Below are 19,350 nucleotides of genomic sequence, written 5' to 3'. Positions count from 1 at the left end.
CTACAGTTTTATATAACAGTTAAAAATCAGCAAATTCAGGGATAGGCTTACGTCCATGGGACTCTAAAAAGTCCAATACACGGCGAGGGGAAACATTTAAAATTTGCGATTGCGGAAAATCAATTGATTCCAACATTTCAACCACGCGATCAAAACGGCCGAGATACCCCGCAAAATGGGAGTCTGAACCTAATGCTACCCACCCGCCAGCCTCTTTAACTGCCTTAGCAATTTCTAAGCAATTTTTTTGGCTGCCCGCTCTTGAATGCAAAAATGAGGAATTATTCATTTCCAAAGCAACATTACACTCTTTAGCGGCTTGTGCTACTGCTTTGATATCAATAGGGTATTTAGGGTTACCTGGGTGAGTAATTATTTGTACTTTGCCGCTTCGGATCGTGGCAATCATGGCCTCTGTATTATCAGCTAAACTTTGAGGCTCAAGAACTGGTTCATGGAAACCCGCTAAAATAATATCTAAATGGCGAGAGATCTTTTCATTGCAGTCTGTCTCACCCAACTTGTTCTTTATATTCGCCTCAATACCGTACAATAAACCGACACCATCCACAATTCTGGGTAAGATAGGCATATTACCAAAATGCCACTCATGTGGAGCATCTTGCATTTCAGGCCCGTGGTCGGTAATTGCAAAGAGTTTGACACCACGACTAGCTGCTTCAGCAAAATATTCATTAACAGTGCTATATGCATGGGTGCTGGCAATGGTATGAGCATGTAAATCAACTTGATACATAAATGATATCCTTCTAATTCTTTTATTTCCCTTCTGAGTCAATCCGCTCAAAAAAGACTCTATCAACCTAACATATCAGCCTAAAAGTTTCGATAGTCATTGAGCTAAACAGCATTTTATCAACATATTGCGATATATTGGATAAAATCCGAAGAGGCTTTTAGGATAAAAAAACCCGCGTTCATTGCGGGTTAAAACATACTGAGTTAAAAATCAGTTTAGTCAACTAAGATACGTTTATTGGTCGCTCCCCATAAGATCGACATTTCAGTAAATAATGCACCACTGATATCTTCAACCTCTTCGGCAGTAATTTCAGCATTGCCTTGTTTACCAAAAAATACAACCTCATCTCCTGGGCTAACGTTTTTTAAATCAGTAACATCAACCATAACCGTATTCATTGATGTTTTTCCTAGAACAGGAACTGTCTGACCATTAATCAATGCATGTCCTGCATTGCTAAATACACGGCGATAGCCATCCGCATAACCGACAGGAATATTTGCCAATACTGAGTCACGCTTTAAGATATAGGTTCTGTCATAACCTACCGTATTACCTTTCGGGTAATGATTGACAGAAGCAATACTCGATTTCAGCGTCATTACACGTTTATAATCATTAGTCGCAACGGTATCACCATAGAAAATGCCGCCTACACGTACCATATCCAACCATGATTCTGGTACAGTAATGGTTGCATAAGTATTCGCCACATGTAATGTAATGTCTTCACGTTTTAACCCTGTAACATCCAATACTTGTTGAGACTCTTTTTTGAATTTCGCAAGGTCTTTACGGATCTGAGCTTCATCCTCTTCTGGATAATGAGACATAATGCCCACAATTTTTAATTGTGATAACGCCGCAATCTGTTTTGCTTCATCTAAGCCAGAGACATTACTGACGTCTAGCCCATTACGGGACATACCTGCCGAGTTCAGTGCTAGATGGATAGGGATCACTTTATTTTGCTTTTTCGCAATCGCATTCAAGCGCTGCGCCATTTCTAAATTACCGATTAACTCTTCCGTCTCATATTGTGTTGCTTGAGCCATTTCTTGCTCTGTCGCACTTCTCACTCGCATTAAGCGACCTTTAAAGCCTAAGTCTCTCACAGTTTTAAGCTCTTGATTATTTGTTACCCCAATACATTGCACGTTATTTTCAATCATTATTGGTGTAACTAAAGAAAGGTCATGCCCATATGCATCCCCTTTCAAAACTGCGCACAGAGAAGAGTTATCCCCTAATAGGTTTTGTACTTTTTTGATATTAAAATCCAATGCACCGCGAGATATTTCAATCCATGCGTTATTAACCACCGCAGGTTGGCTTTGTGATGCATAGGTTTCTACTGGTGTTTTTATATTATTTGGTTGCTGGCAAGCTGTCGCAGCAACGAATAAAGGGAGTAATGCCAGATACTTCAAACGAAAAGCCACGTGTCATTCCTTATTTCTAATGATTTTTACCAAAATCATTTTGATGTTTCTGAGTTATATAAAAAAAAATATATATCGGTATTCAAATAATACCAACCTTAGCACTTCAAACAAGTAATAATTCATATTTTATGCATAAAAAACCACTTAAGTATAAACATAGCTCTTACATCATATTGATTTTAATTTTCTAAAAATAAAACATTTGGTTGAAATCACCATAAATTAAATTATTTTTATTATTTAATAAGTTAGCCATAATATTTCACTAATATTTAATTTTGTTACATTTTTTATTTGGCGAATTAAAATGCTTAAATGATAATAACTATCAATTAGGACCGGTTGCTAAATATCACTCAATCCATAAGGCTATATTATGAAGTACAAATTACTCGCACTCATTATTCCAACACTACTTACTACTAATGTTGCTAACTCCGCTGAAATGTACAATAAAGATGGTAATAAGCTTGATGTGTATGGGCAAATCGATGTTCGCCATCATATTGCTAAAAGCCGTAGTGGCGAAGATGGTGATGACTCACGTGTCAGATTGGGGCTAAAAGGTGACACACAAATCACCGACCAGCTCATTGGCTTTGGGCGTTTTGAATGGGAAACTAAAACTAACCAATCAGAATCAACTGAAGAAAATAGCAATCGTTTAGCTTATGCAGGCTTAAAATTTGCAGATTACGGCTCCCTTGATTATGGCCGCAATTATGGTGTTATTTATGATACCAATGCTTGGACAGACGTATTACCTCTCTGGGGAGCGGATACGATGGATCAAGAAGATAACTACATGCTAAGCCGTAACCGCAATTTACTCACTTATCGCAATAATAATGCCTTTGGTTACATTGATGGTTTAAGCTTTGCACTACAATATCAGGGTAAAAATGGCGAACAAAACCTGTCATCCGGTGATGAATTAACCGATAACGGAGATGGTTTTGGTTTATCTACAGCTTATGAATTAGGTTATGGTATTTCCCTTGGCGGTGGTTATTCCTCATCTTCCCGTACACCAAAACAAAAAGATGCCACAACTAGCAGTGCGACTGGTAAACGCGCTGAAGCTTGGAACGTCGGGGGAAAATTTGAATACGAAGACCTGTATCTCGCAGTCATGTATGGCCAAACGCTTAATATGAGCCGTTTTGGTAATGATAATATGGAGTCAGTAGCAAATAAAACTCAGAACCTTGAAGTGGTTGCTTTGTATTCTTTTGACTTCGGTTTAACCCCATCAATTGGCTATAACTATTCCAAAGGTAAAAACTTGGGCAGCTTTGGTGATAAAGAACTAGTAAATTATATCGCTGTCGGATCTGCATATGATTTCAATAAAAATCTAAGTGCTGTCATCGACTATAAAATCAATTTATTAAATGATAATGATTTTACCGACCATTACAAAGTCAATACCGATAATGTCCTTGGCTTAGGGTTAGTGTATCAGTTCTAATTTTAGAATTGAGTGAAAAGCAAAAGCGTCTGTAAATTACAGGCGCTTTTTTACGGGTGAGCTTTGACAATAAAAATATCTCTCATCATCTTCATGGCTTATTCCCTCAGAACGGGAAGTTTTGTTGCTTTACCCTCGATAAAACAGTTGCAAGATACAAAAGTATCTAATCCCATACATAGAGGCCCCCTTTTCCTAAATAAATTCCTATAATGGTATACCTATTTTTTCTAACGTCTTTGGTACAGCCAGTATGTTGTTTTTACCTTTAGAATTTGCCAATATAACCGGCTCAAGATTTCAGGCCTACCACACAATCAGCGGCTATATTGGCTTATGTCGATTGGCTCTACTCTAAGGATCCTACTATGGCCCCCTTTCATCAATTAGCAGCGACGAGTCTCGGCGGGCAACTTATCTCTATGAAAGACTACGCTGGTAAGGTTGTTCTCGTCGTTAATACCGCCAGTCATTGTGGTTTTACACCACAATACAACGGCTTAGAATCACTCTACAAGAAATATGCTCCTCAGGGCTTTGTGGTGCTGGGATTCCCCTGTAATCAGTTTGGCAAACAAGAACCCGGTGGCGCTGAGGAAATCGCGCAGACCTGCTTTATTAACTACGAAGTGAGCTTTCCAATGTTCGAAAAAGTCGACGTTAATGGAAGCTCAGCTCACCCAATATTCCGTTACCTGAAAAACGAGCTACCAGGTGTAATGGGTGGGCGAATCAAGTGGAACTTTACTAAATTCTTGATCGGGCGTGATGGTAAACCGCTCAAACGCTTCGCGCCATTCACTACCCCTGAAAAAATGGAAGCAATAATCCTTTCGGCACTTCAAATTTAAGTGTTCACTAATTTGCTTAATTAAATCGAATGCTATTAAAGACTAAAAAAACAAAAAAGCCCACTTTTACATGGGCTTAAGTCGTTATTTTGCCAGTCAGTGCCAGCTGGTTCTTATTGGGGGATTATTCCCACTCAATTGTCGCAGGCGGTTTGCCGCTTATATCATATACAACCCTTGAAATGCCTTCGACCTCATTAATGATGCGGTTTGAAACGCGGCCTAGGAAGTCATAAGGTAAATGAGCCCAATGCGCGGTCATAAAGTCGATGGTTTCAACTGCACGTAATGAAACAACCCAGTCGTATTTACGGCCATCACCCATAACACCGACAGAGCGGACAGGTAAAAATACAGTAAATGCTTGGCTAACTTTATGATATAAATCCGCTTTGTGCAGTTCTTCGATAAAGATAGCGTCTGCGCGGCGTAGTAAGTCACAGTACTCTTTCTTCACTTCACCTAGCACGCGAACCCCTAAGCCTGGGCCTGGGAATGGGTGGCGATATAACATGTCGTACGGCAGACCTAACTCTAAACCAATCTTACGCACTTCATCTTTAAACAGCTCTTTTAATGGCTCAACTAAACCAAGCTTCATGTCATCCGGTAAGCCACCTACGTTATGGTGAGACTTGATGACATGCGCTTTGCCAGTTGCTGATGCTGCTGATTCGATAACGTCTGGGTAAATCGTCCCTTGAGCCAACCATTTGATATTAGGCAGCTTAGATGACTCTTCATCAAATACTTCGATAAACACATGGCCAATTTTCTTACGTTTAGCTTCTGGATCGCTGATCCCAGCTAATGCATTTAAGAAGCGATCTTCGGCTTTTGCATGGATGATGTTTAGGTCAAATTTACCTGCGAACATTTCCATTACTTGGTCTGCTTCGTTTAAACGCAATAAACCGTTATCAACGAACACACAGGTTAAACGTTTACCAATTGCGCGGTTTAATAGCAATGCCGTAACCGATGAATCAACACCACCCGATAATGCAAGCAGTACGTGGTCATCACCAATTTGCTCTTTTAAACGCGCTACTGTGTCTTCGATAATTGCAGCTGGTGTCCACAGGGCTTCACATTGGCAAATATCTTTCACAAAACGCGTTAAAATATTTAGGCCTTGGTGAGTGTGAGTCACTTCTGGGTGGAATTGAACACCGTAGAATTTTTTCTCTTCATTTGCCATGATGGCATATGGGCAGCTTGGTGTGCTGGCAATGGTTTTAAAGTCTGCTGGAATTGCAGTCACTTTATCACCATGGCTCATCCAGACATCAAGTACTGGTTTGCCCGCTTCGTTCAGAGAGTCATGAATATCACGGAATAATTCACATTGCTCAGTGATTTCAACATTAGCATAACCGAATTCACGTTCACCAGAGACTTCAACTGCACCACCCAACTGCATTGACATGGTTTGCATGCCATAACAAATACCTAATACAGGAACGCCTGCATTAAATACGTAATCAGGGGCACGTGGGCTATCTGATTCAGTCGTACTTTCTGGTCCACCAGAAAGAATAATACCGTTTGGATTAAATCCTCGAATTTGTTCTTCTGTAACGTCCCACGCCCAGAGTTCACAGTAAACGCCAATTTCACGGATGCGACGAGCGATCAGCTGTGTATATTGCGAGCCGAAATCAAGAATAAGAATGCGATGTTTATGGATATTTGTTGTCATTTGAGGAGAATTCCAAAAATTCAAGTCAAAAATAAGAATCGGTGACGCAAACAAACGCATGCGTCACCCTGAGAAACTTTATCGATTATTGCCCCAAACGGTAGTTTGGAGACTCTTTCGTGATAGTAACATCATGGACGTGGCTTTCTTGGATACCCGCACCACTAATGCGAACAAATTCTGCTTTTGTTCTTAATGCATCAATAGTACCACAGCCGGTCAGCCCCATACAGGAGCGTAAACCACCCATTTGTTGATGTATAATTTCTTTTAAACGGCCTTTATACGCGACACGGCCTTCAATCCCTTCTGGCACTAATTTGTCTGCTGCATTATCCGATTGGAAGTAGCGGTCTGACGAACCTTTAGACATCGCACCAAGTGAGCCCATACCACGGTATGCTTTGTAAGTACGGCCTTGGAATAAAATGGTTTCTCCCGGAGACTCTTCAGTTCCTGCGAACATTGAGCCGACCATCACACAGGCTGCGCCTGCCGCGATAGCTTTAGAGATGTCGCCAGAAAAACGAATACCACCATCCGCAATAACAGGAATACCAGTACCTTCAAGCGCTTCTGCCGCTTCTGCAATCGCTGTGATTTGTGGTACACCAACGCCTGTTACGATACGTGTGGTACAAATAGAACCCGGACCAATACCCACTTTAACTGCGCTAACACCGGCATCTGCTAAGGCTTTAGCCCCTTCAGCTGTTGCAACGTTACCACCAATAATTTGCAAATCAGGGTATTTTTGGCGAGTTTCACGGATACGTTGTAGGACACCTTCTGAATGACCATGTGATGAGTCAATTAATAAAACATCAACGCCAGCGGCCACCAGCGCATCAACACGCTCTTCATTTCCTGCGCCGGCACCAACTGCAGCGCCAACACGTAAACGGCCTTGCTCGTCTTTACACGCGTTTGGTTTACGTTCTGCTTTTTGGAAATCTTTAACGGTGATCATCCCTAACAAATGAAAGTTATCATCGATCACTAAGGCTTTTTCTACACGTTTTTCATGCATTTTTTGCAAAACGACTTCGCGTGCTTCGCCTTCTTTTACAGTCACTAAACGCTCTTTTGGCGTCATCACTGCGGTAACAGGTTGGTCTAAATCTGTCACGAAACGCACGTCACGGCCAGTAATGATACCGACTAGTGAATTGTCTTTAGCAACAACAGGATAACCCGCGAACCCATTACGCTCAGCCATTTCTTGCACTTCACGAATGGTCGTATCTGGCGTTACGGTGACAGGATCAGTAACCACACCACTTTCATGCTTTTTCACGCGGCGAACTTCTTCCGCTTGGCGCTCAATAGTCATATTTTTATGGATGAAGCCAATGCCACCTTCTTGTGCTAATGCGATAGCAAGGTCAGATTCAGTGACAGTATCCATGGCTGCAGAAAGCATAGGAATGTTCAGGCGGATGTTTGCAGTCAGTTGAGTTGATAAGTCTGCAGTATTTGGTAATACCGTTGAGTGTGCAGGAACGAGTAAAACGTCGTCGAAAGTTAGTGCTTCTTTTTTAATGCGTAACATAGGCAATATCCCACCAGGCAGCGTTATGGAAAGGTATAAAATATTGCCGCGGCATTATACACACCGAAAACGGTTGCTTCCAGCGTTTTTTTGAAAAAAACTTGATAACTCTTATGGCTAGGTTAGTATCTAACGATTAAGTCATTGTTTTAAAATTTGATCTGGCTCACATGTCGACATCACAAAATAGCGCAATTTACTCTGTTAGCAAGCTTAACCAGACGGTTCGAGAACTTCTTGATAACCAAATGGGTCGTATTTGGTTAACCGCAGAAATTTCTAATTTTTCGCAACCCAGCTCCGGTCATTGGTATCTAACCTTAAAAGATGATCGGGCTCAGGTTCGTGCAGCAATGTTCCGTGGGCAAAATGCGCGTGTCACTTTCCGCCCCCAGAATGGTCAACAGGTGTTAGTCAGAGCGACCGTCACCTTGTATGAGCCACGAGGCGACTATCAATTAATCCTTGAAAGCATGCAGCCCGCCGGTGAAGGGTTACTGCAACAGCGTTTTGAGCTATTAAAGCAAACGCTAAGCGCACAAGGCTTATTTGATATTATTCATAAAAAACCGCTCCCTAGCCCTGCTAAGTCTGTCGGTATCATTACCTCGGCAACAGGTGCAGCCCTACATGATATTTTAAATATTTTACGTCGTCGTGACCCTTCCCTGCCTATCATCATCTACCCAACGGCCGTTCAAGGTGAGATGGCGCCAGCACAAATTGCTCGAATGATTGAGCTAGCAAACCTACGTCAAGAATGCGATGTGTTGATCGTCGGTCGCGGAGGCGGTTCACTTGAAGATTTATGGGCATTTAATGAAGAAATCGTTGCTAGAGCCATTTTTGCCAGCCAACTGCCAATAATTAGCGCTGTTGGCCATGAAACCGATGTGACAATTGCCGACTATGTGGCGGACGTAAGAGCGCCAACCCCGTCAGCCGCCGCTGAGCTTGTTAGCCGTAACCAGTTAGAAATGCTCCGCCAGCTAAAATCAGCACAGCAACACCTTGAAATGGCGATGGATTATTACGTGGCAGGTCAACAACAAAGATTCGCACGCTTGCATCACCGCCTACAGCAGCAACACCCGCAATTGCGGTTGGCAAGGCAACATAACCAGCTCAGTTTATTGCAGCAAAAGCTGGCGCAGTCGATGACGCGGCAACTACAAAGTTCAACGGCTAAATTCGAGAAAGTTAATCGTCGTTTACTGCAAAATGATTTGCGCCCACATCTGCAAAAACAACAACGCCAGCTGCAACAGACGCAATATCATTTGCAAAATATGGTTACCCATTTGGTCAATAGCTATCGCCAGCGATTCGCAGTGGCTTGTTCGAAAATGGAAGCGGTTAGCCCATTAGCCACCCTAGCTCGCGGGTTTAGTATCAGTGAAACCGCTAAAGGCACTGTGTTGAAAAAAACCAGCCAAGTGAAAGTCGGCCAACCGTTGAAAACACGCCTTAATGATGGCTGGGTTGAAAGCCAAGTCACCCACATTGAGAAGGTTAAAGTCAAAAGAGTATCGAAATAATTATTTTATCCACTTATCTCGATAAAAATAACGAGATAAGTGGTGTTAAATTTATATGTTGATTAGAAACGCACCTGCCCACCTATCATATAGGTACGCCCTCTACCCGTTTCGTTATTTCGCCCTCGTTCTTCCATAATTGCACCCGAATTTGCGCGATTTAATGCATCGGTATAGTTTTTATTTGTCACATTGTTAATGGTCATCATCAACTTAACGTTTTTATTAATTTCATAATCTGCATATACATCAATAATGGTTGGCTGTTTTTCGTATTTTTCCGTCATAGCGTCACCATTTTGGTCGGCATCAAGAACTGGGCTAATTCGCTTAGACGGCCCTGTCCACGTTATCGTTGACCCCAGTGTCAGCTTTTCATCCAGCAAACGCACACCTGAATCTAATGTTAGGTAATAGTCGGGTAATTGCGTAAAGTCCCCGGCACTAAATGCAGAGGTACTATTAATAGAAACTGGTTGTTTTCCTGACTCTTTGGTATAGGAAATCATTGAGTAAAATACACCTGCATCATAGTTGGCTTGCAGTTCATACCCACGTAGATTCACATTTCGGTGGTCATTCACATACATTTCTGCTCGCTGAGACATGGGTGGATTCTCTTTATCCCATACATCATCATTGACTAAACACCAATCAAATTCATCCCGTGGATTGGAACGACAAAGAATGAAAGCTTTACTCGTGATGTAGTCTTTAACCTGAGTATGAAACCACAATGCTTTCAGGTTAAATTGGTCACCCTCCACCACTAAATCAGGTTTTAAGCTATTAAAGCCAACCTGCCAAGTTTTCGATTTTTCCCCCTTAAGAAATGGATTCATAGTCTGGCCACCATTTGAGGAGAAAAAAGCTTCTTGTGAATTTGGTGCTCGCATTGAATGAGCATAGCTAACAAAGGGTTGGAATTCAGGAATGAGTTGTGCGGATAATAATATTCCAGGGTTAATTCCGCTATCTTTAATATTCAGATTACTGGCTTCTTGAGGAAAACATTTCTCTGTTGCATCACACTCAGGTTTATAGCCTTTCACACTATAATTGAGGTAATTAAGGTCAAATATCGCTGTGTAGATATCGTATTTCGCTTCAAACTGAGTATATACACTGGCAATATCTTGTGTTCCGCTTGGTGCAAATGGATTGTTTTTCTGGGTGTTTGGGTCTTCAACAGATTGAGCTTCCTTACTGTACTTGGTTTTCATTAATTTCGAACCAACTTGCCATTTATAATCCACGTCGCCATAAGAAAAATGGCTAGTATTGGATAAATTTATACTATCTGATTTATTTTTAGATATGGCATCTCTGTACGCGCCACCAACGGGATCACCTTGGAGTTTCTGCTGATTATTTCCATGGCTTGCCAATATTTCCACATCAATTAATTCATTTAATGGGGTGTATTTATATTTAAGGTAATAGTCATCACTATTAATCTTTCTGCTAGTTAACTTATTTTGTAAGAAACGGCCACTAAATTCTAATTCATGACTGTCATTAGGTTTATATTTCAGTTTGGCTAATTGGGATTGTGGTTTTTGTTTAAATGATGGGTCTGTGGCAAATTCATCACTATCAAACCCATCACCATTCTTATAACTACCAGGAATATTATGGCCGCTAACCGCAATTAAACCGCCAAAATAGCCATCATCTTGTAATAATGTCTTTCCTGCAACTGCAACCATGCCATTATAACCGAGACCATTATCTCCCCAACTGGCCTTACTACGTAGGCCATATAAGTTGTTATTGAAAATGACATCATCAATACCGATAGTGCGGAAATTTGCACTCCCCGCTAAGGCGTTGACACTATTACTGCCATTTAGCTGTCCTTTTTCTACTTCTACCGACACTATAAAGTTAGGATCTATTAATGAGCCAAAATCATTACTTGGCTGCATCCCGTGTGTGTACTTACTTGGGGAATTACCATAATAACTTTGAGTGATACCATCAACCATCATATTCACGCGACCAAAACCACTTAACCCGCGAATATTCACGTTAACCGTTCCTTGGCTAGCATCCATTTGCGTATAAGTCCCTGGCATGGTGCGGATTATTTTATCCATCGACTGCAATTTATTTTCTGTCCCCACCGCACTGTAAGCCCCCGGTTTTTCCAATGCCTTGACTAATGGTGTTTGTTTTTGTGCACCTGAAACTTTTAATTGGCTAAAATTAACCACACCCTCTTTCTGCTTATTTTGCTGCTGTGTATTTTCAGCCAAAGCAATCCCTTGGTAGCCAGTGGCAATAAAGCCAGCTACCATAATTATTGTTTTATTATTCATTAAACCATTCCTGTAAACGTACTGTGTGTCATACGCTCACACTGCTAACACAGGGCAAATAAAGCCTGTGAAAAGGCTCAGCAACAATGTCATTAATATTGTTGCTGACCTGAAATAACCTCAATTTTATAGGCTAATTATTATTTTAAATAAGGAAAATATTTATCTTTATTTTCAAGCATAAGAATAAAACTATATTCTTGAGCAATATCATCTAACGCATTAAAGCGGCCCGATTTACCACCATGCCCTGCATTCATATTCGTTTCTAATAATAATAATGAATTGCCTTGTTTAATATCCCGCAATTTAGCCACCCATTTTGCAGGTTCCCAATATTGAACTTGTGAGTCATGTAGCCCTGTCGTCACTAATATGTGCGGATAATGCTGTGCTTTGATATTGTCATAAGGGCTATACGCTTTAATTCGCCAGTAGTCCTCTTCATTCTCAGGGTTACCCCACTCATCATACTCCCCAGTGGTCAATGGGATTGACGGGTCTAACATTGTGGTCACCACATCAACAAATGGAACCGCGGAAACAACACCCTCGTATAAATCAGGTGCCATGTTCACTACAGCGCCCATTAATAGCCCACCAGCACTTCCGCCCATGGCATACACATGCCCTGCTTTACCATAACCTTCTGATAATAACCCTTTGGTTGCATCAATAAAGTCAGTAAAAGTATTCATCTTGTGGATTGTTTTACCTTGTATGTACCAATTTTTACCTAAGTCACCACCACCACGAATATGAGCAATCGCGTAAACAAAGCCACGATCCAGTAAAGACAAACGAGATGAGCTAAATGAAGGGTCAATACCATATCCATAAGCGCCATAACCATAGACTAACAATGGGTTTTGGCCATGTTTGAAAAGATCTTTACGATAAACCAAGGAAACCGGAACTTTTACTCCATCTTGTGCAGTAACCCAAATACGCTCACTTTGGTAGTTTTGCTTATTAAAATCTTTAACTTCTTCTTGTTTTAAAAGCTGTTTTTCTTGAGTCAGCATATTAATTTCATATACTGAAGACGGTGTGGTCATTGATGAATAGCCGTAGCGTAATATATCTGTATCAGGCTCAGGGTTATTACTAATCCATGCCATATACGTTGGGTCATCAAAGCTTACTTGATTTTCTTTATGCGTTAACCAGCTGATTTGGCGAATATTTACTAAGCCATTTTGGCGCTCTTCTATCACTAGCCAATTATTAAATAAAGCAAAACCTTCAAGGTCAACCCCATCACGTGGTGCTATAAAACTTGCCCACGGAGCTGAAATATTGTCTGCAATATATAAACCAAATAATGGGTGCTGGTGATTAGAACGAATATAGAATTTACCGTTGAAATGATCAGGATAGTACTCAACACCTGTTTGACGAGGTTTCAAGATTTTAGCGTCATTTTGTGGCTGATTTGCATCAATTAACCGGTATTCAGAGGTTTCAGTACTCGTGATACCAATTAAAATAAAATCTTTTGAAGTTGATTTCGATAAACTAACGTAAAAAGTATCATCCTTTTCTTCGTACACCAGTTTGTCTTGAGTTTGCTGTGTGCCATATTGGTGCCTAACGACTTGAAAAGGAAGCAATGTTTGCTTGTCCTTATTCACATAGAATAGCGTTTGGTTGTCATTGGCCCAAACAATATTACCTGATGTATTGGTTAACACATTTTCTTGCCACTCGCTCTCATCAATTTTGCGAAATGACACGACAAATTCATTACGCCCTTGGCGATCTTCAGCGATGGCAAGCGTGGTATTATCTGGCGAAATCGCTAATGCGCCCATACGATAATATTCAGTGCCTTCTGCACGTTCATTACCATCAACTAATACAGCCCATTCACCCTGGCTATTTACCGGGCGCCTTTCATAGATAGAGTAGTTTTTGCCTGCAACCACTCGTGAGCGGTAAGTATAACCATTATAATTATAAGGAACTGATTCATCATCCTGCTTCATACGCGAAAATAGTTCATCGTAAATTTCTTTTTTTAACGGCTCACCTTTTTCAAGTTGTTGCTGCGTATAATTATTTTCTTGCGTTAAATATTCGATAACTTCGGGAGACTCACGCTGGTCATCTCTTAACCAGTAATAGTTGTCAACACGGACATCTCCGTGAGTGGTAATGGTATGAGGTTGCTTTTGTGCTATTGGTGCTGACATTCTTTCCTCCGCAGCACTAGTGGCTGCATATAAACCAAGTAATGTAATAAGACAAAACTCAGTGAGTTTATTACGCATAATTAATCCAATCTATTTTTCATTAAGAGTAAAATCAATAGGGATCCTGACCGTTACCCGCCCATTAACTAAAATTTCGGCCGGTGGTTCAGGTAACGGCGCCGCCCTTGAGAGCACCTGCAACGCTTCTCTGTCCAAAGATCGCGTTCCAGATGAACTCACCAAGTCGCTACCAAGTAAAAAACCTTGTGGGTCAACCGTGAATGTCACGGTTGATTGACCAACTCGCCCTCGCCTTACGGCATCTTCAGGGAACCGCTTGTATTTATTTAGTTTTCCCAATACTTGAGCTTCCCACAGCCTTTTCGCGTTCTCTATCGATTGTGACTGGCTATTAAATTCTGCCGCAATTTTCTGCGTCTGTAATGGTGCTGCTGCATCACTGGTGACAGGAGCATCATTGGCTTTTGAATCAGTCGCTTGTTTTTGTTCAACCACCTGCTTTTCATGTTTTTGTTTTTTGACTTCAACTGTTCGCTGTTTACTCACCGCCTTAGCCACTTGCACTTCTGCCTGCTCATTGACTGCTAGGGGTGGGATAATTTTATCTTCAGACGGTGCCTCATGAACTTGACTCGCCACAGATAACTCTTGTAACTGACCAATGTTAGCTTCTGTCAATTGCACCGCTTGCGACTCAATCGAAATTTCCATGACCACGGATGGCGGTGGCAATAACTCTTCCCATTGTTGATTGTGAGTTACCCATAAATACACGCCAACAACCACAACATGAAGAGCGATTGCCAATGCGAGCCAACCACTCATCTTTGTCGTTCGCTTTAAATACTCATTTTCAAATGTTGTTATACTCATTTTTATCTTTCATACTTACGTATTCTCACATAAACGCAAATGATAATTAATAACAAATGAAAATGGAAATCATTTCTTAATGAAAATAAAGATTACTTCACAAAATTAACTTTTTTGAAATCATTAGGTTGCTATTATTTAGTCATCATTTAGGTGTGTACCACACAAAATCCGCATGTAAGTGGTCTATTTCTTCCCCTCTTTCCGAAATAATTAACACTTTCATTGGTTCATCAGGGGCGAGATCTTGCACATGCAAGGGGACACCAATAGCTCTTGTTGCATGGTAGCCACCTGCGAACAGAAGCGCTGGTGTAGGCGCATTTAATAACGACTCTGCCATACGACGGTCACGCAGCTGCTGTACGAACGTCATTCTTATAACTTGTTCCGCTGTAAGCTCCCCACCATGAGAACTTTCAATCGTTTTGCTGATAAGTTCTTGAACAATAGGCTGAGTAGAATACTGCCCCGCTATCGATGACGGGTTAGCATAGGCGGCAAGCACCTCTTCTTTGTCTAAATTTGCAGACAGTAGTGGATAAGGTGAGCTCAGCAAATGGCGGATTAAAGACCCATATTGTTCCCAAGGCCAGCCGCTATTCCAATTTAAGGCAGACTGTAACTTTTCATCACGAATATAGGGGTTACTTTGCATCTGTGCCTGTACACGGCTCACGCCCTTTTGCTGTGAAGGTGTCAGCATTTCGAGTAAAACCGCGCCTTGAGGACGTATTTTTGGCATTTCTTGTGCAAGCCACTGCTCAATTTGGTGGTGATAGTGGTTATCATGCTTTTCTCCCACGATCACACGTGGAGATTGAGCAAGCTGCTCAATTAATTGTTGAGGAGTTAAAGACTTACCTGTTGCTAAGTCAATAATTTGGTTACTAACTGTTAGTTGGTTATCTAATTGTACGGTTGTCGGTTCAACTTTTTGTGTACAACCAATAAGAAAGAATAACCCAACTATCAAAGTGGCTATTCGAGAGGTCAATCTAATTGAAATCATTATGCTTTCCGTCTTGTGTAGTCAAACCCACAAGATACAGATAATGAGAATCATTTTCAATAAAAAAGGCCACTATGAAACCATAGAAGCCTTTAAAAGGGATTAACTAATATTAACCGTTAGAGAGGATTTGTTTGAGCCTCAACAACCGCTAAAGCAACCATATTCACGATACGGCGTACCGACGCAATTGGTGTCAAAATATGCACAGGTTTCGCAACCCCCATCAACACCGGCCCGACAGTCACACCATCAGAGCTAGTCACACGCAATAAGTTATAACTAATACGTGCCGCTTCCATATTTGGCATTATTAATAAATTTGCTGAACCTTTTAATGGGCTATCTGGCATCACATCTTTACGGATAGACTCAATTAATGCGGCATCCGCATGCATTTCGCCGTCAATTTCAAGATGTGGGTCACGTGCTTTGATCATCGATAACGTATCACGCATTTTTTGTGCTGATGAGCAATCTGAAGAGCCAAAGCTAGAACGCGATAACAGCGCGACTTTCGGTTCAATACCAAAGCGTCTTACCGTATCCGCTGCCATTAACGTGATTTCAGTTAGCTCTTCCGGTGAAGGGTCTTCATTGACATAAGTGTCTGCAATGAATGTATTCCCCGTTGGCAGTAATAATGCGTTCATTGCACCAGCGGTATGAACACCTTCGCGGAAACCAAACAGTTCTTTAACCACTTCGTAGTGTTCGCCATAACTTCCGACAGTACCACAAATCATCCCGTCAGCTTCGCCACGTAACACCATGATCCCACCAATTAAGGTTGGGTTATTAATCACTGCACGGCGCGCCATTTCTTGGGAAACACCACGACGTTTCATGATTTGGTAATATTCTTGCCAATACTCTTTATAACGCGGGTCATTTTCATTATTGACCACTTCAAAATCTTTACCTAACTCAATATGTAGGCCAAGTTTTTGAATACGCATTTCAATCACACTTGGACGCCCAACTAAAACTGGGAAAGCTAAACCTAAAGAAACCAGCTCTTGAGTGGCATGTAATACACGTTCTTCTTCCCCTTCGGCTAAAACAATGCGTTTTTTCGCAGTCTTCGCTTGGGAGAAAATAGGCTTCATAAATAAGTTTGTTTTATAAACAAATTGGTTCAATTTTTCGATATAAGCATCGAAATCTTCAATTGGACGTGTTGCTACCCCTGAGTCCATTGCCGCTTTTGCCACAGCCGGTGCAATTTTAACAATCAAACGTGGGTCAAATGGTTTCGGAATAATATACTCAGGGCCAAAGAATAGATCTTGATTGCCATACGCTGAAGCCACTTCTTCGCTTTGTTCTGCCAATGCCAAATCTGCAATGGCGTACACACAAGCCAGTTTCATCTCTTCATTTATCGTTGTTGCACCGACATCTAACGCACCACGGAAAATGAATGGGAAACATAACACGTTATTAACCTGATTTGGGTAATCAGAGCGACCGGTACAAATGATGGCATCAGGACGAACTTCTTTCGCTAACGGTGGCAATATTTCAGGTTCAGGGTTAGCCAATGCTAAGATCAGTGGATCTTTTGCCATGGTTTTCACCATTTCTGGCGTTAAAAGGCGAGGACCTGAACAACCTAAGAAAATATCTGCATTAGGAATAGCATCCGCTAAAGTACGTTGACCGTTATCTTCAATTGCATACGCGGCTTTAGTCACATCCATGCGCTCGTCACGGCCTTTATAAATCACCCCTTTAGAATCACAGACGGTGATATGTTCGCGTTTCAACCCTAATGCGACTAATAGATTCATACAAGCGATTGATGCTGCCCCTGCGCCAGAAACGACTAGGCGAACATCACCAATCTCTTTTTTAACAATCCGTAGCCCATTAATGACAGCAGCAGTACAGATGATCGCCGTTCCGTGTTGGTCATCATGGAATACAGGGATTTTCATCCGCTCACGGAGTTTTTGTTCAATATAAAAGCATTCTGGTGCTTTGATATCTTCTAAGTTAATACCGCCAAAAGTCGGCTCAAGGGATGCTATGATATCCACGAGCTTGTCTGGATCGGTTTCATCAACTTCAATATCAAAGACATCAACACCAGAAAACTTTTTAAATAGTACACCTTTCCCTTCCATGACGGGCTTACCAGCCAAAGCACCGATATTACCTAACCCAAGAACAGCAGTACCATTAGACACCACCCCGACAAGGTTACCTTTAGCCGTGTAACGATAAGCTTTAAGTGGGTCATCTGCAATTTCAAGACATGGCACTGCAACACCTGGTGAGTATGCTAATGCGAGATCTCTCTGGGTTGTTAGGGGTTTAGTTGGGGTAACCGTAATTTTCCCAGGATGTGGAAACTCATGAAAATCAAGAGCACTTTGTTTTAATTTATCATCCATCGTCAAGTCCTTTCAAAATAAGTAAGGTAAGAGCGATAACAGTATAAACACATCTCACTAGCAAATCATGATCATACCTGCAATTTCCAGAAAAATCTTTCAGTTACAGCCTTTCAGTGACAATAGAGTTAGGCCACTATTAGAGTAAAACGTAATCGCTTTGATTATATCGCAACACCGTTTTAATTATTAAAAATAAAACTAAAATAATTTATAGTTAATTTCATGATGGTAATATATATAAATAATTAATTACCTAACAACACTGTGTAATTCCGTTTCAAAATCACTTATTTTTAATTTTAATTTAAATATTAGATATGAATTTTCTGATTTTAATGTATTATCGATAAACACCTTATTTTATTAGCATAGCTATTCAAATTAATTAAAGAAGTAACATTAATAATATACCAAACTAGTTTTATAATTATTAATATACTTATTAAATATAATAAACATATTGAAATCAGATTGTCTATTTTATGGGGAATACTTAACTAGACTTTGACGTTTGAGACATAAAAAAGGAACCCTCTATGTCTAAATATACAGTAATGATTATTGATGAGCACCCTATTATACGCTTGGGATTGCGTCAGCTCATAAATACAGATACACACTTTAGTGTCACAGCAGAGTGCTCTTGTTGTTACGAAGCCTTAAGTATCGCAAGGCACCTACAGCCTAATCTCATTATCATCGATACCAATATTCAAGGTATTAAAACATTTGAAACTATGCGATTACTTCGTAAACACTGCAATGACAGTTACTTACTAGTGTTATCTGCATCAACAATTAAAACAGATATATATGGTGCTATTGATGCAGGTGCACAAGGTTATTTATTGAAAAGCAGTGAACTTGACATGCTATTTTATAGCATGAAGAAGGCCTCTAGAGGGCAATTGGTTTTTAGTGAAAAAATATATCAACATCTTATTTCACGTCATAATTATAATGATCCGCTATCAGTACTGACGAAACGAGAATCTGAAATTTTACATGAACTGGCTGTCGGCTTGAAAAATCGTGAAATATCTAATTTGCTTTTTATTTCTGAGGAGACTGTTAAAGTTCACATTCGAAATATTCTTAAAAAGTTACGCGTTCGCTCTCGTCTAGAAGCTAGTTTAATTTATATGCGCTCAAGATGATTTTTTTAATATATTAATTGTCGAGGCTAAGTCACATAGTTTTTAAT

At 40.7% G+C, this 19,350-nt stretch carries 13 protein-coding genes; 4 read left to right on the top strand and 9 right to left on the bottom strand.

Annotated elements, in window-relative coordinates:
* Positions 1–19: 19 nt before the first annotated feature.
* Together G6Q48_RS05225 and alr are read right to left on the bottom strand one after the other, a co-directional pair.
* Complete coding sequence (locus G6Q48_RS05225; RefSeq protein ID WP_166264831.1) at positions 20–757, bottom strand: phosphatase; 738 nt, start codon at positions 755–757, stop codon at positions 20–22.
* Positions 758–975: 218 nt separating this feature from the next.
* The gene (gene alr / locus G6Q48_RS05220) at positions 976–2,205 is read right to left on the bottom strand and encodes an alanine racemase (RefSeq protein WP_166264829.1); all 1,230 of its coding nucleotides are present in this window, start codon (positions 2,203–2,205) and stop codon (positions 976–978) included.
* Positions 2,206–2,584: 379 nt separating this feature from the next.
* Between alr and G6Q48_RS05215 the strand changes: the two genes are divergently transcribed.
* Positions 2,585–3,679, top strand: coding sequence for a porin (locus tag G6Q48_RS05215; RefSeq protein WP_166264827.1), 1,095 nt, complete (start codon positions 2,585–2,587; stop codon positions 3,677–3,679).
* Positions 3,680–4,047: 368 nt separating this feature from the next.
* Entirely contained in the window at positions 4,048–4,530 is a 483-nt protein-coding gene (locus G6Q48_RS05210) for a glutathione peroxidase (RefSeq protein WP_166264825.1), read from the top strand.
* Between the two features lie 124 nt (positions 4,531–4,654).
* Here G6Q48_RS05210 and guaA read toward each other — a convergent pair whose 3' ends face one another.
* Together guaA and guaB are read right to left on the bottom strand one after the other, a co-directional pair.
* Positions 4,655–6,232 (bottom strand): glutamine-hydrolyzing GMP synthase, encoded by a 1,578-nt coding sequence (guaA, locus tag G6Q48_RS05205; protein WP_166264823.1) that lies wholly within the window; start codon positions 6,230–6,232, stop codon positions 4,655–4,657.
* 85 nt (positions 6,233–6,317) lie between these two features.
* A complete protein-coding gene (gene guaB / locus G6Q48_RS05200; protein WP_102138717.1) occupies positions 6,318–7,784 on the bottom strand; it encodes an IMP dehydrogenase in 1,467 nt (488 codons plus the stop codon).
* Positions 7,785–7,954: 170 nt separating this feature from the next.
* Between guaB and xseA the strand changes: the two genes are divergently transcribed.
* Positions 7,955–9,322, top strand: coding sequence for an exodeoxyribonuclease VII large subunit (xseA, locus tag G6Q48_RS05190; protein ID WP_166264821.1), 1,368 nt, complete (start codon positions 7,955–7,957; stop codon positions 9,320–9,322).
* A 62-nt stretch (positions 9,323–9,384) separates the two neighbouring features.
* Here xseA and G6Q48_RS05185 read toward each other — a convergent pair whose 3' ends face one another.
* The 5 genes from G6Q48_RS05185 to maeB all read right to left on the bottom strand — a co-directional run bounded on the left by G6Q48_RS05185 (position 9,385) and on the right by maeB (position 18,143).
* Complete coding sequence (locus tag G6Q48_RS05185) at positions 9,385–11,643, bottom strand: TonB-dependent receptor domain-containing protein (RefSeq protein WP_166264819.1); 2,259 nt, start codon at positions 11,641–11,643, stop codon at positions 9,385–9,387.
* A 140-nt stretch (positions 11,644–11,783) separates the two neighbouring features.
* Positions 11,784–13,916, bottom strand: coding sequence for a S9 family peptidase (locus G6Q48_RS05180; protein WP_166264817.1), 2,133 nt, complete (start codon positions 13,914–13,916; stop codon positions 11,784–11,786).
* Between the two features lie 12 nt (positions 13,917–13,928).
* The gene (locus G6Q48_RS05175; RefSeq protein ID WP_166264815.1) at positions 13,929–14,732 is read right to left on the bottom strand and encodes an energy transducer TonB family protein; all 804 of its coding nucleotides are present in this window, start codon (positions 14,730–14,732) and stop codon (positions 13,929–13,931) included.
* A gap of 145 nt (positions 14,733–14,877) precedes the next feature.
* Positions 14,878–15,744, bottom strand: coding sequence for a ChaN family lipoprotein (locus G6Q48_RS05170; protein ID WP_166264812.1), 867 nt, complete (start codon positions 15,742–15,744; stop codon positions 14,878–14,880).
* Between the two features lie 119 nt (positions 15,745–15,863).
* Entirely contained in the window at positions 15,864–18,143 is a 2,280-nt protein-coding gene (gene maeB / locus G6Q48_RS05165) for an NADP-dependent oxaloacetate-decarboxylating malate dehydrogenase (RefSeq protein ID WP_102139844.1), read from the bottom strand.
* Between the two features lie 539 nt (positions 18,144–18,682).
* Between maeB and G6Q48_RS05160 the strand changes: the two genes are divergently transcribed.
* The gene (locus G6Q48_RS05160; protein ID WP_102139843.1) at positions 18,683–19,303 is read left to right on the top strand and encodes a LuxR C-terminal-related transcriptional regulator; all 621 of its coding nucleotides are present in this window, start codon (positions 18,683–18,685) and stop codon (positions 19,301–19,303) included.
* Positions 19,304–19,350: the final 47 nt, after the last annotated feature.

This window comes from Providencia sp. M-27, from assembly GCF_011077905.1.
Classification (GTDB): Bacteria; Pseudomonadota; Gammaproteobacteria; order Enterobacterales; family Enterobacteriaceae; genus Providencia; species Providencia huaxiensis.
Note: the sequence above shows the minus strand (reverse complement) of the source record. Positions and strands in the feature narration are given on the sequence as shown.